Genomic DNA, 11,553 nt, shown 5'->3' with positions numbered 1-11,553 from the left:
GATGCGGGGCCGGACCGGTAACCGCCGCGCCGCGCGCCGGTGCGTCCGGCGGCGGCTCCGGATCGCCGCGGCCGCGGCGGCGCTGCTGCTGGCCGCGGCCGCCGGGTGCGCCCCGGTCGCTCCGATGAGCGGGGTGCGCATCATGGTGCCCAATCCGCCCGGCAGCGGCTACGACATGACGGCCCGCACCGTCGCCGCGACCCTCAAGGACACCGGCCTGGCCGGGGAGGTCGACGTGTTCAACCTCCCCGGCGCCGCCGGCACGGCGGGCATGGCCCGGCTGATGTACGAGGCGGGCAACGAACGGCTGCTGCTGCAGATGGGCATGGGCCTGGTCGCCCGGACGCACCTGCACGACACCCACCGCATCACCGAAGCCGTCCCGCTGGCCCGGATGGTGCAGGAGCCCACGGTCCTGCTGGTGCCCGCCGACTCCCGGTACCGGACGCTGGACGACCTGGTCGACGACTGGAGGGACCCGGCGGTACCCGTGCGGCTCGGCGGCGGCTCCAGCCCCGGCGGGCCCGACCACTTGGCGCTGATGCTGCTGGCCGAGCGGCTCGGGATTCCCACCGGCGACACCGACTACGTGTGGCACGACGGCGGCGGCGAGATGCTGTCGGCGCTGATCGAGCAGCGGGTGGACGTTGCGGCCGCCGGCGCGGGCGAGTACCGGCACGCGGTCGAGGCCCGGGAGCTGCGTGTGCTGGCGGTGACCGGCCCCGAACGGGTCCCGGGGCTCGACGCGCCGACCCTGCGGGAGCTCGGCATCGACCTGGAGTTCCTCAACTGGCGGGGCCTGCTCGCACCGCCCGACATCAGCGACTCGCGGCGCGAGGAGCTGATCGGCGCCCTGGCGGAGCTGCGCGACAGCCCGGAGTGGCGGGAGGCGCTGGAGGACAACCACTGGCAGGACGCCTACCTCGCCGGCGACGATTTCGGCGCCTTCCTCGCCGCCGAGGACGACCGCGTCGGCGGCCTCCTCGCACCCCTCGGCGGGGAGTGAGCGCGCACGGACACCGCTCCGGCGGCGGCCGGCGCCCCCTCGCCCGGTGACGCGGACCGCGCGCGCTGCGGGACCGCGTCCGGGACTCAGCGCCCTGGCCGGTCGAGACCCCGTACGGTCTCCTCGCCGAAGAGGAGTTCGAGGGTGGCCTGGTCGCGTTGCGCGGTGGCGCCGGCCGCGGTGATGGCTTGCACCGCCGGGTAGCCGCGGAGCCCGACGTCGGTGGGCCGGCCTTGCGAGACGAGCGTGTAGATCTCGCGGATCGGATAGGTGTGGACGGCGCCGACGTACCGCGCGAGGCCATCGGCGGCCGTGCCTGCCAGGAGGCTTCTGAGCAGGTTCTCGTCGCGGACCGCGAGTTCGATCCAGCCGAGGTACGTGTCTTCGGCGGGCCATCGGTGGGGAACGCCGGGAGACCTCATCACGGAACGGTCGTAGGGCGGGAGCGGTTCGACTCGCAACCGCAGGACGCCGGGGTGCTCGCTCCACGGTGCTGCGACGCGGTCCACGAGATACTCGTGGAAGGCCTCCGCGGCGGCGTCGGGCGCTGCGGGAACGAAGCAGAGCACGAACGCGGGGACGCGGGGGGAGCCTTGCGCTGCTGGATCGCCGATGCGGTCGACGAGGGTGGTCCCTCGGCGGCGGGGCGAGAGCAGCGCGCCGATGCGGCCGATGAAGTTGCCGGTGTCCTGGGGGATGGTCCGTGCGGGGAGGGGGTGCCGCGCGAACGCGGTCAGATCGGACTCGGACAGGAACAGCCCGTGCGGCATGCCGTGGGGCTGAGCTGCGCGAGGCGCGGTAAACGAGATCCTCGGATCCGCGGGCCAGAGGTCCGGGCGGTTGGCGGCGAGGCGCAGCTGCCGGTACTGCCACAGGCCGGGGGCACGGGCGAACATGATGCCGTGCACGTCGCGCCAGTACGTCTCGGCCACGCTGTGCGGGAGATCCGCACGCCACCAGCAGAAAGCCGTCAGCGCCAGGTCGGCGGCGTTCTCTTCGCGTGCGGTGTCCACGGGGGCTATCCCGACTCGGTGGAGGCGTGAAGGTGCGCGTGCTCCATCGCTTCGCTGTGCGCGAGGAGCGCGCCGTAGTCCCTTGCCGCCCCTTGGAGAAGGATCCGGATGGCGTGGACGGCCTCGTCGTTGCTCAGGTGCTCCTGGCCGAGCATCGCACGGTAGTAGACGAGCGAGCCGACCATGTCGAGTAGGAGGCCCCGGTCGGTTTCCGGGCGCAGGTCGCCGCGGGCGACGGCGCGGTCCAGGGTCTGGGCGACAGCACAGCGGACCGGCGCGACCACGGTGTCCAGGTACCGCTCCCGCAGGTCGGGGTCGGAGGCGCATTCGGCGTACAGCGCGCTGAGCGCGTCGGGTCTGATGGTGCGATAGGCGGCCAGGAAGAGGGCGAAGCTGTCGCCGAGGTCGCACAGGGTGCATCCGGTGTCGGGCGAGTCGGGAACGTCGAGGCGGGCCGCCACGGCGGCTAGCGCCAAGGATGCACGTCCGCTCCACCGCCGGTAGATCGCCGGCCGGGAGGTGCCGGCCCGGCGCGCAACGGCTTCGACGGACACCGCGAAGTACCCGTCCGTCTCCAGGATCTCCAGCGTGGCCGAGATCGCGGCCTCGCCGATGCTCCGGTCGCGAGGCCGGCCGCTGGTCTTGTCCTGCTCCTCGGGTGCCCGCTGCGCCATGCCACCAGTATGCCAGACGATTCCGATTCGGAATGTAACGGATTATCGGCCGACCCCGGGGGTTGGACGAGGGGCGGCGCCATAGCCAGGCGTGCGCGGGAGTCGACGGCACGCGGGAAGGATCGCGGCGGAATCGCAGGCGGCACGCCCGCGGCTTCGGGCGCCGCGAGGGAAACGGCGCGGCCGGGAACGCGGCGCGAGGGCGCCGGAGGATCGCGGCGTCCGATCACCGATGAATCCGGCGCCCGAGCGGGGTCTCCCCTTCCGACGGGGTCGCGCGTCCGATCGCGGCCCCGAACAACCGGCTTCAGCCCCACGACATCCCGGAGGACGCCATGACCGGAACCGCACTCCCGCCTGTGGTCGACGCCGACGCCTGGCGGCGTGAACTCGACGCGCTGCGCGCACGGGAGAAGGCCGCCACCCGTGAACTCGACGCGATCGCCGCCCAGCGCCTACGCATGCCGATGGTCGAGATGCCCGCCTACACGCTGGAGGGCGAGGAGGGCCCGATCCGGCTGGCCGACGTCTTCGGCGGCGCGTCGCAACTCGTCGTCTACCACCACATGTGGTTCCCCGGCGAGCGGTGGCAATGCGGGGGCTGCACCTGGTTCACGTCGCAGTTCACCCGGCTGGAGTTCCTGGACAACTACGACGCACGGTTCGTCGTGGTCACCCAGGGGCCGATCGCGGAGGCCCTGGCCTACAAGCGCCGGGTCGGCAACGAGATGACCTGGTACTCCACGGCCGACAGCGCCTTCGGGACCGACGTCGGCGCCCCGCCCGGCGGCGGATTCGCCGTCAACGTGTTCCTGCGGGACGGCGACACCGTCTACCGCACCTGGCACACCGACGGCCGCGGCACCGAGCAGCTCAGCCACACGTTCCCGCTGATCGACCTGCTGCCCTACGGGCGCCGGGAGGCGTGGCAGGACTCCCCCGAAGGCTGGCCGCAGGGCCCGGCCTACGGCGGGTGGCCCTCCTCCGAGGACGTCGCCGCCCTCTACGGCACCCGAACCTGAGCGCCGGCGCTGACACCGACGGCCGGACCGACGCGGTCCGCTTCCTCGCGGGCGGCCCCAGCGGTCCGACCGCCGCCCTCCCGGCCGGAACGGCGCGGCACGGGGGCCTTACCGGCAGACGAAACGAACCACCGGCGACGACACCCCAGGGAGACGCGCAGTGCGAACACTCGCGATTACGCAGAACATGACCGTCGACGGCTCGATCGAGATGCTGGGAGACTGGTTCGACCCTCAGGGGCAGGCTGAAGCGGAGAACTCCGACTTTCTCGAGGAGCTGCACCGCCAGGACAGCACGGCCGACGCCTTGGTCCTCGGCCGCCGGACCTTCCAGGACTTCCGCGGCTACTGGCCCGAACAGTCCGACGACACCACGGGTGTCACCGACTACCTCAACCGGGTGCAGAAGTACGTCGTCTCCTCGACCGTGAGCGAGCCGCGGTGGCAGAACTCCACGGTCCTGTCCGGCGATCCCGCGCAGGAGGTTCGCGCGCTGAAGGAGCAGCAGGGCCAGGACATCGTGGTCACCGGCAGCATCACGCTGTGCCACACCCTGATCGAGGCCGGGCTGGTCGACGAGTACCGGCTGTTCGTGTTTCCCGCCGTGCAGGGCCGCGGCCGCCGGCTGTTCCCGGAGGGGGCCGAACCGCCGGAGCTGAAGCTGCTCGAAGCGAAGGCGTTTCGCGGCGGCGTCACCTACTCCCGCTACGCCCGGCCCTGATCCCACCTGCCGCACTGTCCGCGGCGTTGAATGGCGTGGTCAGCGTCCGGTCGTGCCGTCGATCAGTTCGCGGAGGATGTCGGCGTGGCCGGCGTGGCGCCCGGTCTCCTCGATCATGTGGGTGAGCGCCCAGCGGAGGCTGGGGGCGGGCCGCCCCGGCCGCGGTCGGGGGACCGGTGCGCCGGGGTCGGTGCACTCGTCGAGGACCGTGTTCGCATCCTCGACCGCCGCCCGGTAGCGGGCGACGACTTCGGCCACGCTGTCCGTCGAGGCCGCCTGGAACGTCGCCTGCCAGTCGGTGACTTCCTCGCCGAGGAACGTCGACCGTTCGACGAAGGTGAGGTGGCCGAGCAGGCCGAGCAGGTTCGTGCCCGACGGCACCGCGGCCGTTCGGACCTGCGGTTCGGGGGCGCCTTCGACCTTCGCGGCGATCGAGTTCCGCAGGTAGTCGAGGAATCCGCGCAGGACCTCGGTCTCGCTGTTTCCGGTCCGGGGCGGCGGGGCGTCGCTGCGGCGGGGTGCGGTGGGCATGGCGGCCTCTCTTCGACGCTGGATGGCTCCGCTAGCCGGGTCGGGCGGTGCGGCGGATGAACAGGTCGCGGTCGGCGACCCCGGCGGTGCGCCCGTCCGGGCTCGGACTCCTCACCCTTCGGGACGGGGCCAGTCTCATACGTCTCCTCGGCGTCGGCACGAAATCTTGCCGCTTCGGCAAGACGGCCGCATCGCTGCGGCGATCGCCGTGCCAGCGCTGCTTTCCCCGTGGTCTCGCCGCCGTCGCCGGGGCCGAACACCCCTCTTCGGGCACGGCTACGCAGGCATTCCTTGCGGTTGGTGGGTAGTACGGGAGCGGGACTTGGAGCCGGGCTTCGGGGCGGGGTACGAGCGGTCCACCGCCCGCTCGGCTCCGAGCCGCACCGATCACCGCCCTAGGGAGACGGAGCCCTCGCTTGCGTCGTGTCGAGTACAAGTGGCTGGTCGCGGTCACGTTCGTCTTCGGACTGATCATGCAGATCCTGGATGTGACCATCCTCAACGTGGCGCTGGCGACGCTGGGGCGCGAGTTCGGCGTCGACGAGGGAACCCTGCAGTGGGTGCTGACCGGTTACATGGTGAGCCTCGCGGTGTTCATCCCCGCCTCCGGCTGGATCAGCGACAGGTTCGGCAGCAAGCGCACCTTCCAGCTGGCCGTGCTCGTCTTCACCACGGCATCGGTGCTGTGCGGGTTGGCCACCGGCATCGGATGGCTGATCGCCGCCAGGATCCTGCAGGGCGTGGGCGGAGGCATGCTGGTGCCGGTCGGCCAGGCGATGCTGTTTCGCGCCTTTCCCGCCGAGGAGCGCGCGAAGGCGTCGGCGGTACTGATGATCCCTACGAGTATCGCCCCCGCCCTGGGGCCGGTCCTGGGCGGTTTCCTGGTGGAGTACGCGAGCTGGCGCTGGATCTTCTTCATCAACGTGCCCATCGGAGGGCTGGCGCTGCTGTTCACCGTGGTGTTCCTGCGCGAGGAGGTACAGGAGCGCGCCGGCGGCTTCGACATCCCCGGATTCCTCCTCGCCGGCGCGGGGCTGGCCAGCCTGCTGGTCACCCTGGACCGCGCGGCGCAGGCAGGCTGGGGCGAACCGTCGGTGTGGGGCGGCCTCGTCGCCGCCCCCGTCCTCATCGGCCTGCTCATCTGGCGGGAGCTCACGGCGCAGGAACCGATGCTGGACCTGCGCCTGCTGAGGGAACGGCTCTTCGGCGCGGGCAACGCGGCGCTGCTGTGCATCACCGCCGGGATGTTCGGGGTGCTGTTCCTCGTGCCGCTCTACATGCAGAACCTGCGCGGCGCCTCCGCGCTGGAGGCCGGGCTCGTGCTGATGCCGCAGGCGCTGGGCATGGTCGTCACCACGCAGTTCATCAGCCGCCTCTATCCGCGGGTCGGGCCGCGCCGGCTCCTCCTGGCGGGTGTCGCTCTGATCGGGTGCCTCAACCTGTCGTTCCAACTGGTGGGGCTGTCCACGCCGTACTGGGTCCTGGGCGGGTTGATGTTCATCCAGGGGATCGGCATGGGGATCTCCATGGTTCCGCTGCAGGCCGCGACGTTCGCACAGACCACTCCCCAATCCATGGGGCGGGCGACGTCGCTGTTCAACGCCAGCCGCCAGGTCGCCACCGCAACCGGTGTGGCGGTGCTGTCGACAGTGCTGGTGGTCCGCGGCCAAGCCGAAGGCGCGGCCTTGGGCCAGGCGGCCTCAAGTGCGGCTCGCGCCCAAGCCCAGATGGAGGCCTACCACAGCGCCTTCCTGGCGGCTGTGGCCTTCGCCGTCTTCGGGCTGGTGGTCGTATCGCTCATCCGCGACTCCGACGCCGCTCCCAGCATGCGGCGCGGTGCGGCGCCCTCGCGCTAGGGCGCCCCGGCGGTCCGGCAGGCTCGCCGGACAGTGGGTCTCCCCGGCACACGGCTCACCTCAGGACCGATTCTCCAGGCGTCCCGCCCCGCAGCACCGTCTACTACGACTTCGTCACCGGGCACGACGGCGGCACCCGAGCAGGCCATCCGCGACCTGTCGCGCCCGGGCGGAGTCGGTGCGCCGGGCTTTGTACGACCGGCCCGTCGGGGGTGCCCTGGGGTCGGGCCCGGGGTGCGGGGTGCGGCGGCGGGTGCGGCGATAGGCCCGGCGTGTGTTGGGCAGTGGGCGGGCCGGGAGAGCACCCGTGGCGCACCGGTACGGGTGCGTGCGTGGTGCGGGGACGGGGCCGCCGGCGCCGTAGTCGCGGGGGCGACCGTGGTCGGCCCGGCGCAACCGCCCGCCTCGTCGCCGTGTCCCCGGGTGCGCTCGTGCGCCCCCCGGGGAGGCGGGTGCGCGGTGGGGGAGGCATGTTTCGGCCGTCGGGCGGCCCGCAATGCGAGCGAAGGAGGACGTGTGGCCAATCCGGATCCCGATGCGGCCGAATCCGCCGGGGAGATCAACATCGGCCATGTGACGCTGATCGCCGCCGCGGCGGCGATGGGCGGATTCCTGTTCGGCTACGACAGTTCGGTGATCAACGGTGCCGTCCCGGCGATCGAGGAGGCGTTCAACGTCGGCGACGCTGTCACCGGGCTCACCGTGTCGGCGGCGCTGCTGGGCTCGGCGGTGGGCGCCCTGATCGCCGGCGCCCTGGCCGACCGGTTCGGGCGCATCCGCGTGATGCAGTTGGCGGGGCTGCTGTTCGGAATCAGCGCCATCGGGTCCGCTGTGCCTTTCGCCGTGTGGGACCTGGCGTTGTGGCGGGTGGTCGGCGGTACCGCGATCGGTATCGCCTCGGTGATCGCGCCGACCTACATCGCGGAGGTGTCGCCGCCGGCCTACCGCGGGCGGTTGGCATCGCTGCAGCAGTTGGCCATCGTGCTGGGTATCGCGATCTCGCAGTTGGTCAACTTCGTACTCGCGGCGGCGGCCGGGGGCAGCGCGAGCAACGAGATGGGACCGCTGCAGGCCTGGCAGTGGATGCTGGGTGTGGAACTGGTCCCGGCGCTGCTGTACCTGCTGTTGAGCGTGGTGATCCCCGAGTCGCCGCGCTACCTGGTGCGTGCGGGCCGTGAGGACCGGGCGCGCAGTGTGCTGGCCGAGGTCGAGGGCGGCGACGTCGAATACCGCATCCGCGAGATTCACAACGCGTTGGGGCGCGAGACCAAGGCGCGGTTGAGCGACATCACCGGCAAGTTCGGGCTGTTGCCGATCGTGTGGATCGGGATGGCGCTGTCGGCGTTCCAGCAGTTGGTCGGCATCAACGTGATCTTCTACTACTCGGCTTCGCTGTGGCAGTCGGTGGGGGTCCAGGAGAGCAATTCGCTGCTGTTGAGCCTGTTCACCTCGATCGTCAACATCATCGGCACGTTCATCGCGATCGGGCTGGTCGACAAGATCGGCCGCAAGCCGCTGCTGCTCGTCGGGTCGGCCGGGATGGCCGTGGCGCTGGGAACGACCGCCTTCGCCTTCAGCCACGCCAGTGTCAGCGGCGGGACGGCGCAACTGCCGTTCGCCTGGGGCGCGGTCGCGCTGACCTCGGCGAGCACGTTCGTCCTGTTCTTCGCCCTGTCGTGGGGTGTGGTCGTGTGGGTGCTGCTGGGGGAGATGTTCCCGCTACGGGTGCGGGCGGCCGCGATGGCGGTGGCCACCGCCACCCAGTGGGTGGCCAACTGGCTGGTGACGGCCACCTTCCCGAGCCTGCGCGACTGGAGCCTGCCGGGCACCTATCTGATCTACACGGTCTTCGCGGTCGTGTCTTTCTTCTTCGTGTGGCGGTTCGTGGCCGAGACGAAGGGCAAAACGCTGGAATCGATGGGGCGCGAGGAGCGCACGTCGGCCTGAGAGGGCGCTTCGTAGGCCGATGTCCCCCTCATCACCCGGGCCCGGCGGTGCGCAGCGGGGCGGGCCGGCGTGCGGGCGCTGCCGCAGATGAGGCACCCTGCAGGCTCCACCTGAGCGGGCCGGTCGCAACGGGCCCAGCACGCCGACGACGGGCCGGGGGGCGGTGGTGAACGTGCGCCGCCCCCCGGGAGCACCCGCATCAGCCCGGAGCGCGCCGGCGCGGCGCCGGGTGGGCGAACGCGGCAAAATCAACGGCGGCACGGTGGAAAAGCATGCAGCGCCCCTGGTTCGGACGTGGTGGTTGTGGTGATCAACCCGTCTACCAGGGGCCCCTCTACATAGGGAGGCGAACCGCGAGCTTGCGATCATGGTGTGACCGGCGTGTCCTCGCCAGAGGACGAAACGGCCTCACTGGTCGGAAGCTAGCGCTTGCGGGCGACGCCGCAGTACTGCGCGACCGGCGCGAGGGCGCCCACCTCCGGGGCGTCAGGCCGCCAGAGCGTGCAGGAGACCACCCCGGGCTCCACCGGCTCCAGCCCGGCGAACAGCTCCCTCAGTCCCGCGGCGTCGCGGAGGGTGAGCGGGGTCGAGCCGCCCTCGTTCCACAGCCGGGCCGCCTCGTCCATGGCTTCGCGGTGGACCTCGTTGGTGGAATGCGAGATCACCAGGAAGCTGCCGCTGGGAACGGCGTCCATGAGCCGTTCGATGAGCCCCCGCGCCTGTTCGGCGTCGGGGACGAACTCCAGAATGCCCAGCAGCATGACGACCACCGGGCTGTCGAAGTCCAGCGTCTGTGCGGCGCCGGTGAGGATGTGCTCGGGCTCGCGCAGGTCGGCGTCGATGTAGTCGGTGACGACGTGCTCGTCGCCGGTGAGCAGCGCGCGGGCGTGGGCGAGCACGACCGGGTCGTTGTCGACGTAGACGACGCGGGAGCCGGGCGCCACGTCGCGGGCGATCTCGTGGGTGTTGCCGGCGGCGGGGATGCCGGTGCCGATGTCGAGGAACTGGCGCACGCCGGCCTCGGTGGCCAGGTAGCGCACGGCCCGCCCGAGGAAGGCGCGGTCGGCGCGCGCGTTGTCGACCATATCGGGGATGGCGGCCAGAATCTGGTCACCGGTCTCGCGGTCGGCGGCGAAGTTGTCCTTGCCGCCGAGCCAGTAATCCCAGATCCGGGCGGGATGAGCAACGCTGGTGTCGATCTCGCGGGTGACGGCGCCCGCCTCGGCTCCGGGTCGCATCCATTCGGGCGTTTCGCTCATCCGGGAACTCCTGTCCACGAGGCATGGCAATTCGAACAGACTCCACGCATCCTAGCGTTAGCGGGCATATCCACCGCCCGTCCCACGGCCGGGCCCGGTCACTCGGTTCATCCGGCCGGGCCTCTCGGGCGGGGCCCATGGACCGCCCCGGCAGAGTCCCGACTTCCACCGTGCAGTCCCGGTCACCTGCCGCGCATGATGGCGAGCGTGCACCTCCCCATGGATCGACCGCCCTTTCGGCGGGAAGGGACCGGGAGTATGGAGCAACAAGAGGCATCCCCCACCCGGGCGTCCTCGGGCACCGGAGTGCTCGGGGGCGTCGTCCCTGCGGCCGTCACCGTGGCACTGGCCGCATGGGCATGGAACGCCGACGTACCCTCCCCGGTGGCCCACCGCGTGTTCCTGGTGGTCTGGGGGCTGGGCGGACTACTGCTGGCCGGCGAACACCTCAGCCGCGGGGGCCGCGTGGGTGTGCGCATCGCGACGGCAGGCCATGTCTTCTACCTCGGGCTACTGGCGGGGGCCGCGCTGGGCACGACCGCCTGGAGCCAGCTGGGAGCCGTTTTCTGGTACCAGCTGTGGTGGTCGGGGCCGCTGGCCACGGCCCTGACACTGGCGGTCTGGGAGCGCCACCGCATCGGCGCCGCCGGATCCCGCTCGAACGGACGCCGCGATTCCCGAATGTGAGTAGATTCCCGAAATGAGCCGCCTGGACGGCGATTCCCGCCCTGCCCGGCGGAGCCGATCCCGCCCGAAACCGCCTGACCAGGGTCGAAACCGTAAGCACCGCCAGCGGAATCGGAATCCGTCGGGCGAAGCGCGGCCACCCCGGTCGGTCGGCCGGGGAGATGCGGCGAATGCGGCAGGAGGGCGGGCCGAACTACTGCCACAATGCGAAAGCTCCCTTTCCGCCCACGTGTCCGAGGACCTCCTCGCTATGACCCCTCCACACCGCCCCGACGCCCCCGGCCCTCAGTGGGCGGCTCCTCCCGCGCCCGGCTACCCCGCTCCTGCACCCGGCCACCCGGGAAGCTTCGGATACCCGGGCCATCCTTCCGCCTACCACCAGCGGCCCGCCGCCAGCCGGCAGCCCGCGACGGTCATCCTGGCGCGCGTCTTCACATTCGGACTCGGCGCTTTCGCCGCGCTCCTGGCCTTCGCGTTCGCGATCGCCTCCCTGGGCGCCCGCTTCGACCCCGACATGGGCGCCGACGCCGAGCGCGTCTCCAACGAAATCGGGCTCGTCGCGCTCACCGCCCTCGTACTGGCGGTCGTGTTCTTCGTCTTGGGCGGGATCGGCGGACGCCGCTCGCCGGCGGTGCTGTGGAGCACGGTCGGCATCCACTCGGTCGTGGCGGTGCTGGACGTCGTCGGCGTCGTGCTGATGCCCGACATGGCGGTGATCCTGGCGTTCTTGGTGCCCTTCGCGGTGATCCTCACTCTGCTGCTGGTCCGGCCCTCCCGCAACCACTACCACTCCGCGTACAGCCGTTAGGGACTCGCGTCCGCCTCGGTCGGCGTGAC

11 protein-coding genes are annotated in these 11,553 nt (G+C 71.5%); 7 read left to right on the top strand and 4 right to left on the bottom strand.

The window, feature by feature from the left end:
• Position 1 precedes the first annotated feature (1 nt).
• On the top strand, positions 2 to 1,006 hold the full coding sequence (locus tag LP52_RS05340) for a tripartite tricarboxylate transporter substrate binding protein (protein WP_052809460.1): 1,005 nt from the start codon (positions 2 to 4) through the stop codon (positions 1,004 to 1,006).
• A gap of 86 nt (positions 1,007 to 1,092) precedes the next feature.
• Here LP52_RS05340 and LP52_RS05335 read toward each other — a convergent pair whose 3' ends face one another.
• Both LP52_RS05335 and LP52_RS05330 read right to left on the bottom strand, forming a co-directional pair.
• Positions 1,093 to 2,019, bottom strand: a complete 927-nt coding sequence (locus tag LP52_RS05335; RefSeq protein WP_202966046.1) for an ethyl tert-butyl ether degradation protein EthD — start codon at positions 2,017 to 2,019, stop codon at positions 1,093 to 1,095.
• Positions 2,020 to 2,024: 5 nt separating this feature from the next.
• Positions 2,025 to 2,693 (bottom strand): TetR/AcrR family transcriptional regulator, encoded by a 669-nt coding sequence (locus LP52_RS05330; RefSeq protein WP_040271270.1) that lies wholly within the window; start codon positions 2,691 to 2,693, stop codon positions 2,025 to 2,027.
• A gap of 335 nt (positions 2,694 to 3,028) precedes the next feature.
• Here LP52_RS05330 and LP52_RS05325 point away from each other — a divergent pair, with 335 nt between their 5' ends.
• Positions 3,029 to 3,715 (top strand): DUF899 domain-containing protein, encoded by a 687-nt coding sequence (locus tag LP52_RS05325; protein ID WP_040271269.1) that lies wholly within the window; start codon positions 3,029 to 3,031, stop codon positions 3,713 to 3,715.
• Positions 3,716 to 3,875: 160 nt separating this feature from the next.
• Positions 3,876 to 4,436 carry a dihydrofolate reductase family protein gene (locus tag LP52_RS05320; RefSeq protein WP_040271267.1) on the top strand — a complete coding sequence of 187 codons (561 nt, stop codon included), beginning with the start codon at positions 3,876 to 3,878 and terminating at the stop codon, positions 4,434 to 4,436.
• A 39-nt stretch (positions 4,437 to 4,475) separates the two neighbouring features.
• Here LP52_RS05320 and LP52_RS05315 read toward each other — a convergent pair whose 3' ends face one another.
• A complete protein-coding gene (locus LP52_RS05315; protein ID WP_040271266.1) occupies positions 4,476 to 4,967 on the bottom strand; it encodes a DinB family protein in 492 nt (163 codons plus the stop codon).
• A 416-nt stretch (positions 4,968 to 5,383) separates the two neighbouring features.
• On the opposite strand from LP52_RS05315, the gene LP52_RS05310 reads away from it, so the two are divergent.
• Together LP52_RS05310 and LP52_RS05305 are read left to right on the top strand one after the other, a co-directional pair.
• Positions 5,384 to 6,823 carry an MDR family MFS transporter gene (locus LP52_RS05310; RefSeq protein WP_040271265.1) on the top strand — a complete coding sequence of 480 codons (1,440 nt, stop codon included), beginning with the start codon at positions 5,384 to 5,386 and terminating at the stop codon, positions 6,821 to 6,823.
• A 516-nt stretch (positions 6,824 to 7,339) separates the two neighbouring features.
• Complete coding sequence (locus LP52_RS05305) at positions 7,340 to 8,770, top strand: sugar porter family MFS transporter (protein WP_040271263.1); 1,431 nt, start codon at positions 7,340 to 7,342, stop codon at positions 8,768 to 8,770.
• A gap of 422 nt (positions 8,771 to 9,192) precedes the next feature.
• On the opposite strand, the gene LP52_RS05300 is transcribed toward LP52_RS05305, so the two are convergent.
• Positions 9,193 to 10,029 (bottom strand): SAM-dependent methyltransferase, encoded by an 837-nt coding sequence (locus tag LP52_RS05300; RefSeq protein WP_040271261.1) that lies wholly within the window; start codon positions 10,027 to 10,029, stop codon positions 9,193 to 9,195.
• Between the two features lie 258 nt (positions 10,030 to 10,287).
• On the opposite strand from LP52_RS05300, the gene LP52_RS05295 reads away from it, so the two are divergent.
• Complete coding sequence (locus LP52_RS05295; RefSeq protein ID WP_193789955.1) at positions 10,288 to 10,716, top strand: hypothetical protein; 429 nt, start codon at positions 10,288 to 10,290, stop codon at positions 10,714 to 10,716.
• A 250-nt stretch (positions 10,717 to 10,966) separates the two neighbouring features.
• Positions 10,967 to 11,524 (top strand): hypothetical protein, encoded by a 558-nt coding sequence (locus tag LP52_RS05290; protein ID WP_040271256.1) that lies wholly within the window; start codon positions 10,967 to 10,969, stop codon positions 11,522 to 11,524.
• Positions 11,525 to 11,553 lie beyond the last annotated feature (29 nt).

It is taken from the genome of Streptomonospora alba (assembly GCF_000826685.1).
Classification (GTDB): domain Bacteria; phylum Actinomycetota; class Actinomycetes; order Streptosporangiales; family Streptosporangiaceae; genus Streptomonospora; species Streptomonospora alba.
This window is presented reverse-complemented; position numbering and strand designations above follow the sequence as displayed.

What these genes read in the sequence shown, in the direction of transcription:
- LP52_RS05300 (WP_040271261.1), bottom strand. Translation starts at nt 10,029, where the DNA reads ATGAGCGAAACGCCCGAATGGATGCGACCCGGAGCCGAGGCGGGCGCC.
- LP52_RS05325 (WP_040271269.1), top strand. Translation starts at nt 3,029, where the DNA reads ATGACCGGAACCGCACTCCCGCCTGTGGTCGACGCCGACGCCTGGCGG.
- LP52_RS05340 (WP_052809460.1), top strand. Translation starts at nt 2, where the DNA reads ATGCGGGGCCGGACCGGTAACCGCCGCGCCGCGCGCCGGTGCGTCCGG.
- LP52_RS05315 (WP_040271266.1), bottom strand. Translation starts at nt 4,967, where the DNA reads ATGCCCACCGCACCCCGCCGCAGCGACGCCCCGCCGCCCCGGACCGGA.
- LP52_RS05290 (WP_040271256.1), top strand. Translation starts at nt 10,967, where the DNA reads ATGACCCCTCCACACCGCCCCGACGCCCCCGGCCCTCAGTGGGCGGCT.
- LP52_RS05330 (WP_040271270.1), bottom strand. Translation starts at nt 2,693, where the DNA reads ATGGCGCAGCGGGCACCCGAGGAGCAGGACAAGACCAGCGGCCGGCCT.
- LP52_RS05295 (WP_193789955.1), top strand. Translation starts at nt 10,288, where the DNA reads ATGGAGCAACAAGAGGCATCCCCCACCCGGGCGTCCTCGGGCACCGGA.